The sequence below is a fragment of the Stenotrophomonas sp. P5_A8 genome (assembly GCF_056400545.1).
Genome location: NZ_JBFULB010000014.1, coordinates 1 through 20,701, shown reverse-complemented (window position 1 = coordinate 20,701; position 20,701 = coordinate 1). Strand labels below are relative to the sequence as shown.

The 20,701-nt window shown below is 67.9% G+C and carries 16 protein-coding genes; 7 read left to right on the top strand and 9 right to left on the bottom strand.

From position 1 onward, the window contains the following. Nucleotides 1–54 precede the first annotated feature (54 nt). The 5 genes from AC1DQP_RS02200 to AC1DQP_RS02180 form a co-directional block, all read right to left on the bottom strand. Complete coding sequence (locus AC1DQP_RS02200) at nucleotides 55–495, bottom strand: toxin co-regulated pilus biosynthesis Q family protein (RefSeq protein WP_256774391.1); 441 nt, start codon at nucleotides 493–495, stop codon at nucleotides 55–57. A gap of 455 nt (nucleotides 496–950) precedes the next feature. Further along, nucleotides 951–2,624, bottom strand: coding sequence for a type IV secretory system conjugative DNA transfer family protein (locus AC1DQP_RS02195; RefSeq protein WP_478051024.1), 1,674 nt, complete (start codon nucleotides 2,622–2,624; stop codon nucleotides 951–953). A gap of 40 nt (nucleotides 2,625–2,664) precedes the next feature. Further along, nucleotides 2,665–2,955 (bottom strand): hypothetical protein, encoded by a 291-nt coding sequence (locus AC1DQP_RS02190; protein ID WP_256774393.1) that lies wholly within the window; start codon nucleotides 2,953–2,955, stop codon nucleotides 2,665–2,667. A 100-nt stretch (nucleotides 2,956–3,055) separates the two neighbouring features. Next, a complete protein-coding gene (locus AC1DQP_RS02185; RefSeq protein WP_457321118.1) occupies nucleotides 3,056–4,561 on the bottom strand; it encodes a phospholipase effector Tle1 domain-containing protein in 1,506 nt (501 codons plus the stop codon). Nucleotides 4,562–4,577: 16 nt separating this feature from the next. Beyond that, nucleotides 4,578–5,105, bottom strand: a complete 528-nt coding sequence (locus AC1DQP_RS02180; protein WP_457321116.1) for a hypothetical protein — start codon at nucleotides 5,103–5,105, stop codon at nucleotides 4,578–4,580. 286 nt (nucleotides 5,106–5,391) lie between these two features. On the opposite strand from AC1DQP_RS02180, the gene AC1DQP_RS02175 reads away from it, so the two are divergent. From AC1DQP_RS02175 to AC1DQP_RS02160, 4 genes are all read left to right on the top strand, one after another. Further along, nucleotides 5,392–5,607: a hypothetical protein gene (locus AC1DQP_RS02175; protein ID WP_256774396.1), complete on the top strand. Its 216-nt coding sequence runs from the start codon at nucleotides 5,392–5,394 to the stop codon at nucleotides 5,605–5,607. Nucleotides 5,608–5,774: 167 nt separating this feature from the next. Continuing rightward, entirely contained in the window at nucleotides 5,775–6,995 is a 1,221-nt protein-coding gene (locus tag AC1DQP_RS02170; RefSeq protein ID WP_478051023.1) for an MFS transporter, read from the top strand. Between the two features lie 146 nt (nucleotides 6,996–7,141). Continuing rightward, nucleotides 7,142–9,880, top strand: a complete 2,739-nt coding sequence (locus AC1DQP_RS02165; RefSeq protein WP_478051022.1) for a UvrD-helicase domain-containing protein — start codon at nucleotides 7,142–7,144, stop codon at nucleotides 9,878–9,880. An 81-nt stretch (nucleotides 9,881–9,961) separates the two neighbouring features. Further along, nucleotides 9,962–10,876 (top strand): hypothetical protein, encoded by a 915-nt coding sequence (locus AC1DQP_RS02160; protein WP_478051021.1) that lies wholly within the window; start codon nucleotides 9,962–9,964, stop codon nucleotides 10,874–10,876. A 13-nt stretch (nucleotides 10,877–10,889) separates the two neighbouring features. Here the strand turns inward: AC1DQP_RS02160 and AC1DQP_RS02155 are convergent, their stop codons facing one another. Next, nucleotides 10,890–11,528: a TetR/AcrR family transcriptional regulator gene (locus tag AC1DQP_RS02155; protein ID WP_457318209.1), complete on the bottom strand. Its 639-nt coding sequence runs from the start codon at nucleotides 11,526–11,528 to the stop codon at nucleotides 10,890–10,892. Nucleotides 11,529–11,610: 82 nt separating this feature from the next. On the opposite strand from AC1DQP_RS02155, the gene AC1DQP_RS02150 reads away from it, so the two are divergent. Further along, nucleotides 11,611–13,119, top strand: a complete 1,509-nt coding sequence (locus tag AC1DQP_RS02150; RefSeq protein ID WP_457318208.1) for an FAD-dependent monooxygenase — start codon at nucleotides 11,611–11,613, stop codon at nucleotides 13,117–13,119. A 33-nt stretch (nucleotides 13,120–13,152) separates the two neighbouring features. On the opposite strand, the gene AC1DQP_RS02145 is transcribed toward AC1DQP_RS02150, so the two are convergent. Both AC1DQP_RS02145 and AC1DQP_RS02140 read right to left on the bottom strand, forming a co-directional pair. Then, entirely contained in the window at nucleotides 13,153–17,928 is a 4,776-nt protein-coding gene (locus AC1DQP_RS02145; RefSeq protein ID WP_478051020.1) for an ATP-dependent helicase, read from the bottom strand. Nucleotides 17,929–18,024: 96 nt separating this feature from the next. After that, nucleotides 18,025–18,819, bottom strand: coding sequence for an exodeoxyribonuclease III (locus AC1DQP_RS02140; protein ID WP_457318206.1), 795 nt, complete (start codon nucleotides 18,817–18,819; stop codon nucleotides 18,025–18,027). A gap of 99 nt (nucleotides 18,820–18,918) precedes the next feature. Between AC1DQP_RS02140 and AC1DQP_RS02135 the strand changes: the two genes are divergently transcribed. Both AC1DQP_RS02135 and AC1DQP_RS02130 read left to right on the top strand, forming a co-directional pair. Beyond that, the gene (locus AC1DQP_RS02135) at nucleotides 18,919–19,662 is read left to right on the top strand and encodes an SOS response-associated peptidase (protein ID WP_457318205.1); all 744 of its coding nucleotides are present in this window, start codon (nucleotides 18,919–18,921) and stop codon (nucleotides 19,660–19,662) included. A gap of 91 nt (nucleotides 19,663–19,753) precedes the next feature. Next, entirely contained in the window at nucleotides 19,754–20,164 is a 411-nt protein-coding gene (locus AC1DQP_RS02130) for a response regulator transcription factor (protein WP_256774405.1), read from the top strand. A 35-nt stretch (nucleotides 20,165–20,199) separates the two neighbouring features. On the opposite strand, the gene AC1DQP_RS02125 is transcribed toward AC1DQP_RS02130, so the two are convergent. Next, nucleotides 20,200–20,701, bottom strand: a 502-nt coding sequence (locus tag AC1DQP_RS02125) for an oxidoreductase (RefSeq protein WP_478051019.1), incomplete at its 5' end; no start/stop codon positions are given.

The window sequence follows — 20,701 nt, the reverse complement described above, 5'->3', positions numbered from 1 at the left end:
TGGCACCCCGGCGCATTGCGCCGGGCACCTCACATCAGCGTTGGAACGAGACCATCAACTGCCGTGCGACGCATCGGCGCCGACCTGGGACACGCTCGAGGCCACGCTCTGCACCACGATCTGGTTGCCGACGATGGACACCGACACACCCTGCGCCGAATAGGCGCTGCTCAGGTCGATCACGGCCTGCTGCGGATTGGTGGTGCTGATCGTGGAGACCACGCCGTACAGCGTGTAATCGGAGCTGATGCGGTAATCCAGGGTCATCCCCGAATCCTTGGCCCAGCGCTCGAGCATGGTCTTGAGGGTGCCGTCCATCGGCGTGGCCTGGTACACGTAGCTGGTGTACAGCGGAATTTCCATCGTGGTGCTGGCAAAACGGTTCACCGGCTTCCAGCGGCCACCGATATCCGGCGCCGGCTTGGTGGCACAGCCGGCCAGCATCACAACGGCGGCAACGGCGATGAAACCCTTTGAGATATGCGGATGCTTCATACGGACTTCCCTTTGACGTACGGAATAGCGGATCTACTGGAATTGGAGCAACGACAACCGACGCCGGCGGGTTACGCCGAGCGTGCAGGTATCGATTGCAGATGCAGCCGAGCATCATCGGTGGATGATGCGACCGGGCCCCCGCCCCGCCCCTGCAGCCCGTGGCTGCACGTCTCGATGTGAAGGCGTCCCGGACAACTTGCCCGGCCCCGTCGCCTCACTTCGGCACCAACATCACGTCCAATTCGAGAAAAGCCGTCCATGTTCCCCTTGGCAACTGCTTCAGCGCCGTGTCTACGACGCCGTACTAAAAAACGAATTTTTCACACCGCATAGAACGGCCATCACAAATACGATGCCACACCTACGCGTCAATCCAGTGTCAAAGAATAAACAAAAACTGTCTGAAATTGTCGAAACCTTGACGCACATCACACGTCTTCACGCGTACTTGGTCATATCTGAAGATTTGGTACGGTGGTCTTGGGGAGCAACCGCGAGGTGAAATAGCGGTCCTTGTAGTACTTGATCTTGTCGCACTTGACCGGGTGCGGGATGCCCTCGTACAGGAAGACCTCATGATCGTTGCCCATGGCCTTCAACTCCTGCGGCAGCATCAGCGCGCGCCGCTCTTCGGTGAAGTTGTGGGTCTTCTCACGGGCATGGGTGACGTTCTTCTTGCGGATCGTCGTGTACCCGAGCATCTCCGAGTAGTCGTTGGCATCCTGCTGCTCACGTGGCGCATAGAGGATCTGCAGCGCGTGGTTGGTGATGATGGTGCGCGAGACGTCGCGGCCGTAGGTGGCGTCCAGCTGGGCCATCGACTGGATGATCGGCAGCAGGCGCACGTTGTAGCCGGCCATGTAGGACACCGCCGAGGCGATGATGTCGACCTTGCCGATGGCGGTGAATTCGTCCATCAGCAGCAGCACCTGGTACTTCAGGTCCKGGTTGGACTTGGGCAGTTCCTTGGTGTTGAGGTTGATGATCTGGCTGAAGAACAGGTTGATGATCAGGCGGCTCTCGGCCAGCTTGTTGGGCTGGATGCCGATGTAGATGGTCATCTTCTTCTTGCGCAGGTCGGTGAGCAGGAAGTCGTTGTCGCTGGTGGCCTTGTCCAGCACCGGGTTGATCCAGGCGTTGAGCGGTTCCTTGAAGGTGCCCATGATCGAGGCGAAGGTCTCATCGGCCTGGGACAGCATGTTGGCGAACGCCGACTTGGCGTTGCTGCTCAGGAAACGCTGACCGGACAAGGCCTTGAGGTACTTTTTCAGGTCGCTGCCGTCGCCGGTGGACAGGCGGAACAGCGCCCCCAGCGTGGGCGTGCCCTGCCCGCCCGGGAAGCCCATGCGGCGCTCGTCGTCCCAGTTCTCGAACAGGTACAGGCTGAAGGCCATGAACGCATTGCGCGCCTGGCTGACCCAGAACTTCTGGTCGTCCGAGCCGTCCGGATACAGCATCGCGGCGATGCTCATCAGCTCCGACACGCGGAACGCGGGGTCATCGGACACGTAGCTGAGCGGGTTCCAGCGATGGGTGCGGCGGTCTTCGGCGAAGGGGTTGAACAGGAACACTTCCTGCCCCTGGCTGGCGCGCCAGCCGCTGGTGAGGTCGAAGTTCTCCTGCTTGATGTCCAGCACCACCACCGATTCGCCGTATTCCAGCAGGTTCGGGATGACCACGCCCACGCCCTTGCCCGAGCGGGTCGGCGCGGCGAGGATCACGAACTGCTGGCCACTGAGCCGCACCAGCTTGCCGCCGAAGCTGCCGACCACGATGCCGTTGTCGGTCTTCTTGAACAGGCCGTGCTTGGCCAGATCGGCGGCCGCCGCGAAGCGCGCATCGCCGTGCAGCGACTTCTTCTTCGGCTTGAACACCAGGAACATCACGACCAGGTACAGCAGCAACGGCAGGCCGAAGCCAAGCACGCCGCCGAGCTTGATCTTGGTCACATAGGGGGCCACCGCCGGCTGGTCCAGGGCCTGCACATACTGGTAGTACGTGTTCCACTTGAACAGCGCGGTATCCAGCCCGAGCAGCAGCAGGGTGAGATACCCGGCAAAGCAATAGCCGGCAAGCACGGTCACCAGGGTCAGCCCTGCGGCGACAACGATCTTCTGCGTGGACAATCCCCAATCCTCCATGATGCGTCCCCCAAGGACGCTACGACTAGCGCCGACGCTTTCGCGATGTCGTGCGCTTTTCTACGATTTCGTCTTCCACGCTTACCGCTTCATCCTTCGCCAGCAACCGCTCCCACTGACTGTGCGCATCGTCGAGCGACACGACCTCGGTGATCCTGGCCCCTTCAGAGGTGAGCACGGCGAAGCCGAACACATCCGCCGGACTGTACACCGGTGAATTTGTCAGGGCCACCAGTTGATAGCGCCCTCTGGACTGCAGTGGATGCGGATACTCGACCATCAGCGATGCTCCCCGGCCAAGGACCTTGGCGCGCATGCTAAGCGAAGCAGCACGTGATGCCAATCAGAAAAATCTGATGAAGGCCATGTGAAGATTGGCAGGGGCTGCCCCAATCTGTGAACTCCGTCGGCGCCGCTCATCGGGAGAACTCGCGGTGGGGCTGCGCGTCGGATGGGGGGAGCAAGGCAGCATCCAATGCGTGGGATCGCTGCAGTGATGTCGCCAGGTCTGGCACGGCTTCTGACAGATCCATGCTGATCCGGTAGCCCGGCGGAAAGGTCTGTGAGACGAATGCGTGGCCGTCATGGATCTGGGCCTGGAGGCGGTCGATGGCGGTGACGCCGCTCTCCTTGGCCAGGACCGTGGCATGCATGACTTGTTCGTCGGACACCGAGGACGGCAGCCTGTCGCGAATGGCAGCGTACAGCGCACGATCCGGATGTCCCGGACCCGGCGGCACCGCCGCAACCGGCTGGTCCTGCCCGGCCGCAATCGGTACGGCCCGCGATGGGAAGCGTGCACGCAGGTGCGGATCGACCGCTTCGGCGTTGTAGGGGTCTTCGACCTTGTCGACCTGCCCCTTGGGCACCAGCCGTTCGATGTAGCCATCCGGCGTGCTGCGGTCGACCTTGGACCCGAGCCGATAAAGCAGTGACCCCTCCTCCGAACGGTGCACCACAGTGAGACGTGGGTCATCCGGTTCCGCCTTACGTTGCAGCAGGGGCGTGTCACTGAGGCCGTTGAGATAGTCGACCATCAGGTTGCCACTACGGACCCCGAGGCCGTCGCGGTGGTAGCCGCCGCCGATGTCCACGTGTGCGCCGGCGACGCTGACGCCCAGGAAGCGACCGTCGGCGGACAGGCCGGGGTCGATGATGTGGGTGGAGCGGAACAGGCTGCGGCGTTCGTCGTCGGCAATGATCTGCAGGCCGGACAGCACCGACGGGGGCAGGCGCCGGTCGTGGTCGCGCGCCGGCTCGCCGGTCCCCACCGGGTCGAACAGGCCCACCGCCTGGGCGACCTGCCCGGGTGCCACCAGCGGCGGCCGGGTGTACTGCACGTCGGTGATCTGGCCGTGCGAATCGCGGGTGTAGCGCGCGCCGGAGGGGTCCTGGATGCCACGCTCGTGCACCAGCCGGGCGAAGCCGGCCGCCTGCTCGGCACCGCGGCTGAAGCCGATGTCGGCGACGCGGATCTGCACCTGCGGGTCGTCAGCACGCCACTGCTTGGCCTGCTCGATGAACTGCCGGTACATCTGCTCCAGGCGCTCGTCGTAGGTGTGGCCGCGGGCGCCATCCCAGGCACGGTCGATCAGGTTGTCCTGGGTGCCGGGGCCGGCGACGTAGCCGGCGCGCACCTGGGTCTGCCCCGATTCGTTGAGCGCCTGGACCTGGTCGCGGATACGGGCCACGTTGGTGGCATGCCCGGGATCCTTGTCGGCGTCGCTGCCGGTGCCGTCGAAGGCGGCGACATACAGGCGTTCATGGGGATCACCGACGTGCAGCAGGACAGGCACCTGCAGGGTGCCCAATGCCCGGCGGGCGTCGGTGTAGCTCTGCAGCCGGGCGGCGTCGGCCGGGTAATGCGATACCCCATCCTCGCGCAGGCCGTCGCGGCCGATTCCATGTTTGTCGTCTGGCATATCCCTGCCCCGTGCTTTAGTAGGTCCGGTGCCACGCTTCGATCAGATCGGCGCGGAAGTCACTGTCCGGGTTGCCCGCCACCTGCAAGCTGCGGGTGGGAATGAACATTTTCATGAACACCCGCACGGTGCGGTCGTCCACTTCAATGAAGATGCTGGGCTCGCCGGCCGGGCCGACGAAGGCACCGTCAGGGATCTCCTCCCCCGGCACGCGGTGCAGCACCTTCTGGTCGGCGAAGATCGCGCCGATGTCCACCTCTGCCTGATGCTGGCTGCCATCTTTGGACGTCCAGCGCAGCTGCGCCGGCGGCGGGAAGTTGCGCACGCCGATGTGGCTGGCAAACCCCCAGCGGTCGCGGTGGCCATCGGTGGCCGCTGGCGAGGGGGTGTCGAGGTGGCTGCGAGTGAGCTCATCGCCTGCGTAGACCACACTGCAGGTGAGCGTGTCATAGCAGTGCGCGTCGACGTTGTGCTGGACAAAGCGCAGCGGGACGCTGTTGCCTGCCGCCGGGGGCGATGTCGCGGCCTGGGCCGGGGAACTCATGGTGGATTGGCATCCTGCGGCAAGAAAAACGACCAGGGCGATCAGCAGCGACCGCCGGAAAGGACCTGCCTGGGGCAACGAACGCATGCAAGGACCCCAGCTGGAAGGAGCGTGCCTGGCCGCACCGGAGACACGGCGCGACCGGACCCAGCCTAGCGGCGGTGTCACGTCAAGTGCAACTCTGGCCGGGCGACACCCTGTGGTGCTGCAAACTGCCATCTCCACCGGCTAGGCTTGCAGGTTGCGCGGAGGGTTGCTCCGCATCGACGTCAGGGAAGGAGCACGTATGCAGACCGCGAGCCTGTTGTGGGGACTGTTGATGGGAGTGATGGCGGTCATCTGGCTGCTGGTGCCGTTCGCGGTGTTCGGGATCAAGGGGCTGTTGCGGGAGATCCTGGCCGAGCAGAAAAGGACCAACGAACTGCTTGCCTACGGGCCACGCGCCCAGATTCCGGAGGCGCCCGAGGCCACGCCGATCCCGCTGGCCCGGCGCTATCCCTGAGCCCCTCGGCCGCGGCGGCAGCCGGTGGACGCAGCGCTGCGCCCGCGCGCTCCTCGCGCTGGGGGCCGCTTCAGGGCGGGCGGACCACAGCATTCCATGGTGCACAGCGCTCATGCTGCGGCGCAGCAGTACAATAGCCGACCGAACCTGTCCCACATTCCGCCCGTATGAGCCCCTCCCCCGTTCCCTTGGCCGCGCGCCTGACCCCGCGTCAGCGCACTTTCATCCTGCTGGCCCTGTCGTTGGGCGGTTTTGCCATCGGGACGAGCGAGTTCGCCAGCATGGGCCTGATGCTGGAGATCAGCCGCGGGTTGTCGATCAGCGAGACGCAGGTCGGTCATTTGATCAGCGCCTATGCCATCGGCGTGGTGGTCGGCGCCCCGGTGCTGGCCTTCGCCGGCGCCGGCTATGCGCGGCGCAGCCTGCTGCTGGCCCTGATGGCCTTCTACGCGGTGGGCAACCTGGCCAGCGCGCTGGCCCCGAACTACAGCACGATGCTGCTGGCCCGCTTCGTGGCCGGTCTGCCGCACGGCGCCTACTTCGGCGTGGCGATGCTGGTGGCCGCAGCGATCAGCCCGCCGGCGCAGCGCGGCGCGGCAATGTCCAAGGTGCTGCTCGGCCTGTCGGTGGCGATCCTGGTCGGCAATCCGCTGACCACCTGGCTCGGACAGCAGTTGAGCTGGCGCACCGCCTTCGCCCTGGTGAGCGTGCTTGCCATCGCCACGGTGGTGATGATCGCGCGCTTCCTGCTGCCCGACCCGGATGAGGTACGGACCTCGCCGATGCGCGAGCTGCGCGCCTTCAACCGGCCCCAGGTGTGGCTGGCGCTGGCGATCGGCTCGGTCGGCTTCGCCGGCATGTTCTGTGTGTTCACCTATCTTGCCCCGACCCTGGTCCAGGTGACCGGCCTGGCCGAGTCGTGGATGCCGCTGGCAGTGGGCATCTTCGGCGTTGGCGCGATCATCGGCAATGTCGCGGGCGGCTGGCTGGTGGACAAATTCCATTTCCGGGCCGCGGCAGTGGTGCTGCTGTGGTCGATCGTGGTGCTGCTGGCCTACCCGATGGCCGCGCAGTCGGTGTGGAGCCTGTTCCCGATGATCATCGCGGTGGGCACGATGGGGGCGCTGGCCGCGGTGCTGCAGACCCGGTTGATGGATGTGGCCGGTGAGGCGCAGACGCTTGCAGCCGCCTCCAATCATGCGGCGTTCAATACCGCCAACGCACTGGGACCGTGGCTGGGTGGCATGGCGATCGGGGCCGGCTTCAGCCCGGCAACGACCGGTTACGTCGGTGCGGCCACCGCACTGGGCGGCCTGCTGCTGTGGGGCGTGGCGGTGCTGGTGGACCGGCAGTCGCGTGCGAATGCGGCGGCGGCCTGCCGGTCCTGAGCCGAAGGCAGCCGACCCTGGGTCGGCGCTACCGGTGGTTCAGGCGCTTGCCCATGAAATCTGAGCGCACGGTGCGGGATTTTCCTATCATTGGGGGCTGACCCACCGCCGCACCGCAGGGTGCCGGCCGCTTTCTGGAACCCTTGATGACCCAGCTCTGGACCCCTTCGCACTGGGGTCGTCGCTTCACGCGCGCGCCGCACTGGCAACTGCGCCTGGCTGGCGCGCAGATCGAGCTGCAGGTGGATGACCGGGTGCTGCCAGTGCCGATCACCGCACCGCCCTCGGTGCAGCTGCGTCGAGGCGTGCTGTGGACACGCGTGATCCTGTTCCCGGGGCAGCCCGATGCGCTGCCGCTGGATGGCCTGCCCAATGCGCAGGCGCGTTCGTTGCGCGCCGCGCTTGCCGCCCTTGAGCAGGCGCGCGCGCAGAATGAGCAACTGCTGGACGCCGATGCGTCGCTGCTGGCGATCCGTGCGTGGCTGGCGCAGGCCGACGCGGCGCTCGACCAGGCCGATGCGCAGGGTCGCTGGTTCACCCATGAGCAGCAACAGGCGTTGCTGCGGCAGCAGCCTGACCTGCCGCTGGACGACGACGCGCTGTGGGCGGTGTTCGACGATCCGCAGTTGCGCGCGCAGCTGCAGGGCGAGCCGTCACGGATCGAAGCGGAGCTGCTCCGCTACGGCGCCGACTGGCCGGCGCTCTGGGCAGCGCGCAACGAAGCCCACCTGCAACGCGAGCTGGACTACAGCGGCGACCTGCTCGACCGCGTGGAGCGGCAGCCGCTCACCGATGAGCAGCGCCGTGCGGTGGTGTGTTTCGACAACCGCGTGCAGGTGGTGGCCGCAGCCGGTTCGGGCAAGACCGCCACGATGGTGGCCAAGGCCGCCTACGCGATCGACCGTGGGCTGGTCGCGCCGGAACGGATCGTGATGCTCGCCTTCAACCAGGAAGCGGCCACCGAATTGCAGCAGCGTAGCGACGCAGCCCTGCAACGCCTGGGGATGGACGGGGTCCGCGTGGAGGCCCGGACCTTCCATGCGCTGGGCCGGCAGATCATCGGCAAGGCCAGCGGGCGCATGCCCGAGGTGCCGGCATGGGCGGTGGATGCGACCCAGGGTTTCCATAAACTGGCCGACCTGGTGGACGTACTGAAAGACCGGTCGCTGCCGTTCCGCACGCAATGGGACATGTTCCGGCTGGTGTTCGGGCGTGATCTGCCCGCGCAGGGCGAGCTCTCGCCCGCCGATGGCTGGGAAGCCGACGGCACGCCGTTCCTGCAGACGCTCAACGGTGAGCGCGTACGCGGCATCGAGGAATGCGTGATCGCCGACTGGCTGTTCTACAACGGCGTGCCGTATCGGTACGAGCGCCAGGGCGCGTTCGACCCGGTCGCCGATGCGTACCGCGCCCATCCGCCGGCGTTCCAGTACCCCACCATCGGCGTGTCGCATGCACATCTGGCGCTGGATGCCGATCGCCACGCCGGTGCGGCTGTCCAACGGTCCCATGCCGATCAGCTCCAGACCACCCCGCAGCAACTGCGCAGCGGTGCGTTGTTCACCGACCTGGCCGATGCGTTGTCGCAGCGGGGCATCGTGCTGGATCCCAATCCGGACCGGGAGCTGCCCGACGGTGGCGCCAGGCCGATGCCCGATGCGGAACTGATCGCGCTGGTGCGCACCTTCATCAGCCACGCCAAGAGCAACGGGCTGTCGATGGCCGACATGGCGCAGCGCCTGCGCGCGATGCCCGAAGACCAGTTCAAGCACCGGCACCGCCTGTTCCTGCAGCTGGCCACGCCGATCCTGCAGGCCTGGGACGCTGCGCTGGCCGCCGAGCACGCGATCGATTTCGAGGACATGCTCAACCAAGCTGCGGCGTACGTGGAACAGGGGCATTACCAGCCCCCGTACGAACTGGTGATGGCCGATGAGTTCCAGGACGCCTCGCGCGCACGGGCGCGGCTGTGCCGGGCGCTGGTGCAGGCACCGGGGCGGCACCTGTTCGCGGTGGGCGATGACTGGCAGTCGATCAACCGCTTCGCCGGCGCGGACGTGTCGATGATGACCGGCTTCGTGGCGTGGTTCGGGCAGGGCCAGGTGCTGCAGCTGCAACAGACCTTCCGCTGCCCGCAGGCGCTGTGCGATGTCTCCAGCCGGTTCATCTCCAGGAATCCGGCGCAGATCCGCAAGCAGGTGCGTTCGCACACCCCCGCGCAGGGTCCGGTGCTGCAGGCATTCCAGGTCACCCACCGCGACCAGCTCCAGGATGCGGTCGGCCAGTATCTGCAGCAGCTGCAGCGCCAGCTGCTCAGCGGCGAGCGCGCGCCGGGCCGGAACGGCAGGTTGTCGGTGTTCGTGCTGGGCCGTTACAACGCCGATCGCGCGTTCGTGCCGCCGGATTGGCAGGCGCGCTTCGGGCAGCACATGGACGTTCGCTTCCTGACCGCACATCGTGCCAAGGGCGCCGAGGCCGATATCGTGATCCTGCCGGCAATGCTGGAGCGCAGCTTCCCCAGTACCCGCGCCGATGATCCGGTGCTGACCCTGGCCATGCCGCAGGCCGACACCTGGCCGCTGGGCGAAGAACGCCGGCTGTTCTATGTGGCACTGACCCGGGCGCGACGTACGGTGGCGATGTTCACCGTGCGCGGAAAACGCTCGTCGTTCCTTGGCGAATTGATCGAGGACGGCGCGGTGACGGTGACCTCGCTCGCCGGACAGCCGATCCAGGAACAGCCCTGCCCGGCCTGCGACGGCGGAGTGATCGTGCAGCGCAGTGGGGCCTACGGGACGTTCCAATCGTGTTCGGGCTATCCGCGCTGCCAGTACAAGCCACGGCAAGCGACCACGTTGCGCCCCGGCCACGCGACGGCGCGCTGAGCCCGAACGCATGCGCCATACCGCTCAGGTTCGGTGGCGGAGGACTACCATGTAGCTCCTCCGGTGGTGCAGTGGTTACAGATGAGTGGCGGAATCAAAATGCGCAGTGCGGTCGGCAGCCAGGGCGCGGTACATGGGCTGGACGCGCTGCAGAAGCGGCACGAGACCGGTCAGACCCTGCCGACGCTATTGTGCGATGGCCAAGGCTGCGGGGTGCCGGTCCGGTTTGTCCCTGCGCACACGCAACGCGGTACGGACCGCCACGCCGTGGTCGAGATGCCGGCCTACATCACCCTGGACAAGGGCGCCGAACACGTGCCGGGCTGCCGCTACAACGCCCCCGGTCGGCTGGCGGCGCTGCTGGCGAGCGTGTCCGATCCGGATTTCGTACAGCCGCAGGACGATGGCAAGCACGAGCTGCGCCTGCTGGGCCTGCACCAGGGATTGAAACGCGGTGCCACCGATGCGCGACTGGATGGCCACCTGCATACCCTCGCCGATCTGCTCGCCGTGCGCGCGATGTGCGGGAGCGACGACCTGATCGCCTCGCAGGTCGTGCTGCGGCTGGGCAAGAAGAAAGTGGCCTGGGAGAACTTTTTCTACGACCAGGAGCGCTACGACGCGGCCTGGCACCGCCTGGACGCGGCGTCCAACGACGTGCCGCTGGCACTGGTTGGCACGGTCCGCTCGCATCGGGCGGCCCAGGGCGATGCCGCCCAAGGGGCCACCTTCCTGAACTGCGCGCCGAAGTACCAGCAGAGCGGCATCATGGATCGGCGGGAGTTCGTTGAAGTCAGCGTCGGCCACGACGATGCGGCGTGGCTGCAGACGTTCCCGGTGGGGGCGGAGATCATCATGGTCGGGTTGTGGCGACACGGCAGGACCAGCACCTCGACCCGGCCGCACCCGACCGACCCGCGCCGGACGATCACCAATGTGACCTACAAGCTGTCGCTGCGGCCCTCTTCCCGGTTCCAGCTGGCAACGGTTTACTGAACGGCCGCTGCGGTCAGACCAGAGGGGTGCCGGCCAGAGCCGCATCCACACCGCAGAAGCCGCGTTCGATCACGGCGGTGAGCGCGCTTTCGGGCGAGCGACCGTCCGACACGGCGGCCAAGGCATCGGTGTAGGCCACCACCAGCGTGCCCATCAGCATCGTGGCGGCAAGCCGCGCCTGTGGATCCTGCGGTGGCCTGCCAATGGCACCGGCCAGCAATGCGGCCAGTTCATCGGCGAGGGTTACCTGGAGTTCCCGGGCGCGCGCGGTCAGCGCCGGGCTGGCGGCCACCGCAGACCAGAACGCCACCGGCTGCCCGGAGATGCGCAGCAGCGGATGACGGCCCTGCTGCAAACGGCGCATCAGGTCCTGGAAGGCGTGCACGGGGGACTGCGGCCCGCGCGCAGCGATCGCATCGCGCACCAGGGCCCGCCCCTCCTCCTCGCGATCGAAGACGAGGTCTTCCTTGCGCGGGAAATAGTTGAACACGGTCTTGCGCGATACCCCGGCCGCGACGGCGACCTCCTCCACCGACACCGCCTCGAAACCCCGCGCAATGAACAACCGCGTGGCAACGTTTGAAATCATCAGGCGGGTGTCGGCCTTCTTGCGCTCACGCAGGCCGGGCGGCGTTGACAGGCTGTCGTTCATGGGCCTAATTTACACTCCGTGTACTTTTAACACCAGCACTGGAAGGATACCTGCCCGGGCGGCGCGTCTTCGAGGAATTCCCGTGATCCATGACGTCATCATCGCCGGCGCCGGCCCAGTCGGCTTGCTGCTGGCCTGCGAACTGCGACTGGGCGGTGTATCGGTGCTGGTGCTGGAACGTGCGCCGGACCCCCGCGCCGCCCTCAAGTGTCTGCCATTTGGCATGCGCGGGTTGTCGGTGCCGAGCATCGAGGCGCTGGACCGGCGTGGCCTGCTGGATGCGCTTGCCGCGCTGCAGCCACCGCGCGACCACCCTGCGGCGGCGCACTGGGCCGGGCAGCAACGCCGTCCCGCCGGTCATTTCGCGGGTATCCAGTACTACCAGGATCGGGTCGATACCAGCCGCTGGCCCTATCGGCTGCCTGGCGCCGTCGCCACCGCCATGATGGTGGACATGCAGTCGCTGGAAACCGTGCTGGCCGAACGCGCGGCCGTACTGGGCGTGACGATGCTGCGCGGCGCTGGCGTGGATGCCGTGCATGCATCGAGCGAGGGTGTCACCGTAAACGTCGGCAACCAGCGTTTCGACGGCCGCTGGCTGGTGGGCTGCGATGGCGGGCGCAGCACCGTGCGCAAGGCGACCGGCATCGCCTTTGTCGGCACCGAACCGGAGTTCACCGGCTACTCGCTGGACGTGGTGCTGACCGACCCGCCTCTCCTGCCGCCGGGCCGCCATTACACCGCCACCGGCATGTACACCTTTGCCGCACCGGGCACGATTGGCATGGTGGCGTTCGATGGCGGCGCCCACCACCGCCAGCCGCTGACGCGCGAGCATGTGCAGAACGTGCTGCGTCACGTGTCCTGCACCGATGTCAGCGTGAGCGAGCTGCGCCTGGCCACCACGTGGACCGACCGCGCCTGCCAGGCGGCCACCTACCGCAGCGGCCGCGTACTGCTGGCCGGCGACGCCGCGCACGTGCATTCGCCGCTCGGTGGACAGGGCCTCAACCTCGGGCTGGGCGATGCGATGAACCTGGGCTGGAAGTTGGCGGCGACGATTCGCGGCGATGCCGCCGACGGATTGCTCGACAGCTATACCCGCGAGCGCCATCCGATCGGCGCACAGGTGCTGGACTGGTCGCGTGCGCAGGTGGCGCTGATGCGGCCCAGCGCGAGTTCGCGCGCGCTGGAGGCGATCCTGCGCGACCTGATCGATACGCGCGATGGCGCGAGCTATTTTGCCGAGCGGGTGTCGGGTGCCGGGCTACGGCTGGCGCTCGGTGATACGCACCCCCTGGTGGGGCGGAGCGTGCCGGCGTTCGCGTTGCAGGATGGCAGCCGGGTGGACGAGCGGCTTCGGACCGGCAACGCCCTGCTGCTGGACTTCACGGCGCAGCGGACGCTGCAGGCCATCGGCGATGCCTGGTCGCAACGCATCGACTACCTGGGCACCGCGGCGGCGGAAACCTTCGGGCTGAGCGCAGTGCTGGTGCGACCCGATGGTGTGGTGGGCTGGGTAAGCGATGCGTCCACAGCCGGCACCGATGTGGAACAGGTGTTGCGCCACGTTTGGACGCAACAGGCGTAGCGGGGCCCGTTCCGCCTCCGCCGCGCTGGGGACTCACCCTTCCCAGCGCAGGCCCTTGGGGTCGCTGCGGAAACCAGCAGCGCGCAGCGCCTCGGTGAGCGGATCGCGTGCCACCGGTGCGTCGTTGATCAGGTCGAGGGTGAAACTGGTTCGACGAATGCGGCCGAGGGCCGTGGCAAGCGCGCTCGATGCCAACGCGAGCGACGCTGCATCTGTCGATGCGTCCGCGTCGAACCACGTCAGCAGCTGACGGCCGCCCTGCGCCAGGTACATCTGCAGGCGGCCGCCAACGATGACCACGAGCGCGCCACCCCGGCGCACCGGACGTAGCGCGGCCGCATGCGCCGGCCACGGCAGCACGGTGCCGAACGGGTTGGCCGGATCCACGACGGACAGCGCAACGGCAACGCTGGGGCGCCCCGCCTGCAGCGCGTCGGCGATGCCGCGCAGCCGGTCCACCGTAGTACGTTCGGCGAACTGCGCCCCGCCGAGTTTGTCCACGAAGCGGCCGCGCAGCACGCGGCCGGCATCCTCCATGCCTCGATAGACCTGCTGCAACGCGGGGAAACCGCCGACGATACCCTCGGCGACGGCAGCACCGCGGGTGACGATGCCGTGGCGGTCCAGCAGCCCTTCGGCCAGTGCCACCGCGCGCACGGTGTCGCTGGTGGCGTCGCGGTGCAGCAGTGACCAGCGGCCAGCCAGCGTCGGTGCGGTGAAGGCCGCTGCGGTAGGAAGCAGTCCGCTGGCGGTGATGGCCGGATCGCCCATCGGGATGCCGCGGACGCGCGTGCTTCGGCGCGAGGTCCGGACCGCCCGCGGCCGTGGCGGGCGTATCCCGGCCAGGCCGCGCAACGGGGTCCAGATATCGGTGGTGAGATACCCCATCCAGACCAGCTCCCACAGCGTGGTGTGCAGCGCATCGGGACTCACCGCGCCGACCGCAGGCAGTGCGTTGTCGTCGGCGATCGACCGCGCCTGCACGGCGGCGGCGAGCTGGCGCGCGAAGTACGCCCCACCTTCGGCGAGCACCTGCAGGATCGTCTGCTGCAACGGCGAACGCTCGGCAGGTGCAGGCACGGCGGGCAACGTCTCGAAGGCGTATTCCTGCAGGTGCAGCGATACCAGCCCGTCGTCCTCGCCCAACCGGCCGTGGCCGGACCAGACCACCGTGCCGGTGGCGAGCAGTTCGTCCAGCAGGGCGGGCGTGTAGTCGCGGACACGCGCGGGCAGGATCTGGCTTTCCCAGACCGAGGCGGGTGCAGGAACGCCGGCCAGCAGTTCGATCACCCGCGCCACGCCATCGATGCCTTCCAGTGCACCGCCGGTAGACGCGGGCGCGACACGTGCGAGCGGTGCCGCATCGCTTACCAGGCCATGCCGTTCCAGCAGCAGCAACGCATAGGCGTCACCTGGCACCGGCCGGGTGGCCTCGCGTGCGGCCTGCAACGAGCGCATGCGCAGCCGCCGCAGCACGTCTTCGCCCACCCACTCGTGGCGGGCCAGCGGCAGCAGGTCGGCCGGCGCATCGGCCGCGGCGTGCCATCGCCGGGCCACGCCGAAGGTGCCTTTCAATACGTCGCCCTGCGCCTCCAATCGGTCCAGCGCCGCGTCCGCGACGACCACGCCGAGCCCGAACGCCGCGGCCGCCTCGGCGGTGGTGAAGGGAGCATGGCGGCGCGCGTAGCGGGCGAGCAGCTCGCCCAGCGGATCCGGCGATGGCGGCAGGAACACCTCCGGCAGCGCGTCGGGTAGCCTCACCCCGAGCGCGTCGCGCAGGCGCGTGGCGTCTTCGATGGCGGCCCAGTGTTCGACGCCGGCCAGCGCGATGCGGATGGCACGCCGTTCGCGTTCAAGCGCCTGCAGGTAGGCGTCGGCATCGGGGGTGTCATCGTTGAGGCGCGCAGCCACGTCGGCGGCCGACAACGGTCCCAGCTCGCGCAGCAGGTCCGCAACGCCCTCCTTGCCCTTCGCCCGCCGCCCCGGCGCGCGGCGTTGCAGTTCTTCGCCCACCTGTTGAACCACCGTCGCATCCAGCAGCTCGCCCAGGTCCACCTGCCCCAGCAGATCGGCCAGCAGACCGCTGTCCAGCGACAGCACCGACGCGCGGCGTTCGGCCAGCGGCACATCGGTGCCGTACATGAACTCGGCGACGTAGCCGAACAGCAGGTTCGCCGCGAATGGCGACGGGACCTCGGTAGTGACCTCGGCCATCTCGATGCCGCCTTCGGCCAGGCGCTGCATCAGCGCGGCCAGGGCATCCAGATCGTAGACGTCCTGCAGGCACTCGCGCGCGGCCTCGATCAGGATCGGGAAATCCGGATAGCGCTGCGCGATGGCCAGCAGCTCGCCGGCCCGCAGGCGCTGCTGCCACAGCGGCGAGCGCCGGCCCGGCGCGCGTCGCGGCAGCAGCAGCGCACGCGCCGCACACTCGCGGAAACGCGCGGCGAACAACGCCGAGCCGCCGACGGCGCGGGCCACCTCACTGCGCAGTTGTACGGGATCGAACAGGAACAGTTCCGCGCCCGGGAGGCGCCCGGTGGAATCGGGGATGCGCGCGATGATGCCGTCGTCGCTGGCCACCACCGCGGGATCCACGCCCCAGCGCTCGCGGATGCGCCCGGCCAGTGCCAATGCCCACGGATCGTGCACGCGCCGGCCATATGGCGAATGCAGCATCACCCGCCAGTCCCCGGATTCATCGCGACACCGTTCCACCACCAAGCGGCGGTCGGTGGGCAGCAGGCCGGTGGCAGCACGCTGTTGCCCGACCAGGCCCAGCATGTTGGCGATCGCATTGCTGGCCAGACCGCTGGCCTGCAACCGCGTGAGCAGCGCGGGCGCAATGTCCTTTTCGCCGGCGTTGGCATCCAGTGCCCCCAGGAATGCCCCCACCGCCGCGCCCAGTTCCGCTGGCCGTCCCACGCCTTCGCCGCGCCAGAACGGCAGCCGTGCCGAGCGACCCGGCGCGGGCGTCACCACCACCTGGTCATGGGTGATCTGTTCGATGCGCCAGGAAGTCGCGCCGAGGGTGATCACGTCGTTGACCCGCGATTCGTGGACCATTTCCTCGTCCAGCTCGCCGACGCGACGCGAGCCGGCGCGCTCTTCGCCTTCGGGCAGCATCACGCTGAACATGCCACGGTCGGGAATGGTGCCGCCGCTGGTGACCGCCAGCTGCTTGGCCCCGGGGCGCGCGCTCAGTTCGCCAGTCTCGCGGTTCCAGACCAGCCGCGGACGGAAGCCGGCGAAGTCGTCGGACGGATAGCGACCGGCGAGCATGTCCAGGGTCGCATCGAAGGCGCTGCGCGGCAGCGTGCGGTACGGCGCCGCGCGCCGCACGCTGGCATACCAGGCGTCCACGTCCAGCGTATCCATGGCAGCGGCGGCGACGGTTTGCTGCGCCAGTACATCCAGCGGATTGCGCGGCGTATCGAMCGCTTCGATACGACCGGCCAGCATGCCTTCGATGGCCACGGTGGCGTCGATCAGGTCACGCCGCGTGCGCGGATACACCAGGCCGGTGGAGACGCCGCCCACCTGGTGGCTGGCACGCCCGACCCGCTGCAGGGCGCTGGCCACCGACGGCGGCGCGGCAACCTGGATGACCAGATCGACCAGGCCCATGTCGATGCCCAGCTCCAGACTGGAGGTGGCCACCACGCAGCGCAGTTCACCGGACTTCAACGCCTGCTCGATGTCACGGCGCTGTTCCTTGGATACCGACCCATGGTGCGAGCGCGCGATCAGCGGATCGGCGCCTGTCGAGCGGCCGCTGGTGCCGCCGTTGGAGGATGCGTAGTGGGCGGACAGTTGCGCGCCGTCCGCGGCGGTTGGCGGGTCGCGCTGCAAGGCAGGATCGCGCGCCATGCGTTCGGCATACAGCTCATTGAGCCGCGCCGTGAGCTTCTCGGCCACGCCGCGCGAGTTGGCGAACACGATGGTGGAGCGCCGTTGGAGGACCTGGTCGAGGATGCTGGCTTCCACATGCGGCCAGATCGAACCGACCCGGCCGGACGCTTCGTCGCCGGCACGTGCGGGGATGTCGGCCATGTCTTCGACCGGCACCACGATGCGCACGTCCAGCTGGCGGGTCGAGGGTGGGTTGACCACGGTGACGGGACGATCACCGCCGAGGAAGTCGGCGACCTGCTCCACCGGCCGCACGGTGGCCGACAGCCCGATACGCTGCGCCGCTTCCGGCAGAAGCGCGTCCAGGCGTTCCAGGCTCAGGGCCAGGTGGGTGCCGCGCTTGGTGCCGGCCACCGCGTGGATTTCATCGATGATCACGGTATGCACGGTGCGCAGCGTTTCCCGCGCCTTGGAGGTCAGCATCAGGAACAGCGATTCCGGCGTGGTGATCAGGATGTCCGGAGGACGACGCACGAGTCTGGCGCGGTCGGTGGCCGGGGTGTCGCCGCTGCGGATGCCGACCGAAAGCGTCAGCGCCGGATCGCCGCGCCGCTCGCGTTCGGCATTGACGCCCTGCAGGGGAATCTGCAGGTTGCGCTGCACGTCGGCGCCCAGCGCCTTGATCGGCGAGATATACAGCACGCGCGTTCCGGCGGGTGCGTCGTCGGGTGTGTGTTGGCGCTCACCGAACAGCTGGTCGATGGCGTGCAGGAAGGCAGCCAGTGTCTTGCCCGAGCCGGTCGGTGCGATCACCAGCGTATGCGCGCCCGCGCCGATCGCCGCCCATGCGTGCGTCTGCACCGGCGTGGGCGCATCGAACGCGGCGGCGAACCAGGCGCGCGTGGCAGGCGCGAACGCATCCAGTGAGCGCGCTGCAGGTGGCGGAGAGCTGGGCATGATGCCTACTGTAACCACCCGCGCACGCGCAGCGCTGCATCGGCGAAACGACATCGCGTCAGGGTCATCGCCGCCTGCACCGCAGCAACCGCTGCGTCATGGCGCCTTGACCACCACCCAGGTGGGTGCGTGGTCGCTGGCCTTGTCCTGCAGCCGCACCCAGCGGTCCACCCCCGCGTCCTGCAGGTGGGCGGCAAGGACAGCGTTGAGCAGCACGTGGTCGATGCGCAGCCCGCGATCGCGCTCGGCATGCTGGCGAAAGTAATCCCAGAATGTGTAGATGCGTTCGTCGGGATGACAGTGGCGCAACGCGTCGGTCCAGCCCTGGGCCAGCAGCCGCTCGAAGGCGGCGCGGGATTCCGGCTGGATCAACGCATCCTTGCGCCAGGATTTGGGGTCGTACACGTCGTCATCGGTGGGGATGACGTTGAAGTCGCCCAGAATCGCCACCGGGTGCGGCAGTGCGACCAGGGTGCTGGCATGTTTGATCAGTCGCTCCATCCAGCGCAGCTTGTAGTCGAATTTCGGCCCGGGCTGCGGGTTGCCGTTGGGCAGGTAGATGCCGGCAACCACGATGCCGTGCACGGCAGCCTCGATGTAGCGGCTCTGGGTGTCGGCCGGTTCGCCCGGCAGGCGACGCCGGCTCTCCACCGGGGTCACGCCCCGGCCCAACAGCGCGACCCCGTTCCAGCGGCTTTCGCCCAGCCAGATCGCGCCGTAGCCGGCGGCCTCCAGTTCGGCAGCGGGAAATGCGCTGTCCACCGCCTTGAGTTCCTGCAGCGCGACCACGTCCGGCGCCTCCCGCTCCAGCCACGCCAGCAACTGCGGCAACCGGTTGCCGATCCCATTGACGTTGTAAGTGGCCAGTTTGAGTGTCTTTCTGCGCGGCATCACGGACTCCTGTCGGCCATGCCGTGATTAGACGCCCAGCCACGTCAGCGGCGCGTCACACTGACCGGCGGCTCACAACGGCCGCCGTACCCTTTGGGCATGCGCCGCTTCGCCCAAGCCATTGCCGATGCCGATTCCCTGCCCCGCGGCCTTCCGGGCTCGCTGGCCACGGCGCTGGCCGACGCACCGGACCGCTACAACATCGGCAAGAACAGCGTGGCCACGGTCATCGCGCGTGATGGCGATGGCAGCATCGTCCCGGCCGACATGCGCTGGGGACTGATCCCGCGCTGGTCCAAGGAACCGGCCACGCCCTACACCACCGTGACCGCGCGACTGGACCGCGCCGCCAGGAGCCGTATCTTCGCCCAGGCCTGGCAGCAGCGGCCGTGCGTGATCGCCATGACCGGCTATTACAAGTGGGATCGCCAGCGCAAACCGCCGTGGCCGATGTTCGTGCAGCGCACGGACGGGCTGGCACTGCTGGCCGCGGGGCTGTGGGAGCACTGGGAACACCCCGATGGCGACCAGATCGACAGCTTCACCGTGCTGACCGCGCCCAATACCGCCATCCCCGCCCCGCTGACGCCGGACGGTCCGGTATTCATGGCCGGCGGCGTGGCCATGGACTGGCTGGCCGGCGCCCTGCCGACGGCGGCGGCGCTGCGCGCACGCTCCACCACGCCGCCACTGGAAGCCTATCCGGTGAGCCGCGCGTTCCGCGATCCCGGTCGCGACGACTACACGCTGCTGGAACCGGTCGACCCTGACGCGGATGCGGCCGACAAGGGGTCCAGCGCGTGGGACGGCGATGCACTGGATGAGGACGATCTGGAGGAATGACCCACGGGGATGTCAACGAAACCGTAATGCCAGTTGGCATCGCGTTGACACGCAAAGGAAGACGATCAACTGCCCAACCGATCCAAATGTCATGAACGGCAGTCCGAAATCCCCCGCATCCCGCAGCCTCATCCTGGTAGTGGAAGATGAGGCCCAGCTGTCCAAGCTGTTCGTCGAAGTGCTCACCGAAGCCGGTTATGAAGTGGTGCCGGCCGACTCGGTGACCGATGCCCTCAGCACGTTGTCCTACCAGCATTTCGATGCCGCAGTGCTGGATATCGAACTGCGCGATGGTCCGGTCTTCCCGGTCGCCGACAAACTCGCCGCGCTGGGCACGCCCTTCCTGTTCGCCTCGGCGGTCTATTTCCAGATGGTGCCCAAGCAACATCAGGGCACGCCGTTCGTCGGCAAGCCGTTCAACATCGAGGAACTGGTGGCGCGGGTTGAAGACGCCGTGCAACGCGGGCGCAGTGGGCCGCCGTTCGGCAAGGCGGCGGAGTAGACCCAGCAAGGCCTGCTTTCAGCGCGGCCCTCTGCTCAGTGTCCCAGCCGGTTGATGTCCGCACACTCCACCACTGCCGGCGGATGCGGCATCCGTGCCAGTTCGATCATCGCGCGCCCGAGGGTAGCGTTGCTGGTCATCAGCGACGGCGTGACCTGCGCGGCCAGCTTCATCAGCGGCCCGCCAAAGCGATACAGCGGCTTGAGCATCCCGTGACGCGTGCCGGTGCCGGCCACGGGGCGCACGCCGCCTGGACGCAGCATCACGGTGCGGATCGGCAGGCTGGCCAGTGCCCGCTCGGTTTCACCCTTGATCCGCAGCGGCATGAAGACGCTGTCCGGATTGGCGTGGGCCCCGGAGACGTAGAAGAAACGGCCCTGCGGATTGGCCGCCGCCCACGCCCGGGCCACGGCCAGGGTCGCCTCCAGGGTGACCGCCCGGTATTCCGGCTCAGGCGTGCCGATCGGCGGCGCGCCGGCACAGTAGAAACAGGCATCGAAGCCGGCGAGCTGATCGCCGATGGCGTCGGCGTGGAGG

Coding starts and splice junctions, on each gene's coding strand:
- AC1DQP_RS02200 (WP_256774391.1), bottom strand. CDS start 495: ATGAAGCATCCGCATATCTCAAAGGGTTTCATCGCCGTTGCCGCCGTT.
- AC1DQP_RS02190 (WP_256774393.1), bottom strand. CDS start 2,955: ATGCGCGCCAAGGTCCTTGGCCGGGGAGCATCGCTGATGGTCGAGTAT.
- AC1DQP_RS02185 (WP_457321118.1), bottom strand. CDS start 4,561: ATGCCAGACGACAAACATGGAATCGGCCGCGACGGCCTGCGCGAGGAT.
- AC1DQP_RS02180 (WP_457321116.1), bottom strand. CDS start 5,105: ATGAGTTCCCCGGCCCAGGCCGCGACATCGCCCCCGGCGGCAGGCAAC.
- AC1DQP_RS02175 (WP_256774396.1), top strand. CDS start 5,392: ATGCAGACCGCGAGCCTGTTGTGGGGACTGTTGATGGGAGTGATGGCG.
- AC1DQP_RS02170 (WP_478051023.1), top strand. CDS start 5,775: ATGAGCCCCTCCCCCGTTCCCTTGGCCGCGCGCCTGACCCCGCGTCAG.
- AC1DQP_RS02165 (WP_478051022.1), top strand. CDS start 7,142: ATGACCCAGCTCTGGACCCCTTCGCACTGGGGTCGTCGCTTCACGCGC.
- AC1DQP_RS02160 (WP_478051021.1), top strand. CDS start 9,962: ATGAGTGGCGGAATCAAAATGCGCAGTGCGGTCGGCAGCCAGGGCGCG.
- AC1DQP_RS02155 (WP_457318209.1), bottom strand. CDS start 11,528: ATGAACGACAGCCTGTCAACGCCGCCCGGCCTGCGTGAGCGCAAGAAG.
- AC1DQP_RS02140 (WP_457318206.1), bottom strand. CDS start 18,819: ATGCCGCGCAGAAAGACACTCAAACTGGCCACTTACAACGTCAATGGG.
- AC1DQP_RS02135 (WP_457318205.1), top strand. CDS start 18,919: ATGCGCCGCTTCGCCCAAGCCATTGCCGATGCCGATTCCCTGCCCCGC.
- AC1DQP_RS02130 (WP_256774405.1), top strand. CDS start 19,754: ATGAACGGCAGTCCGAAATCCCCCGCATCCCGCAGCCTCATCCTGGTA.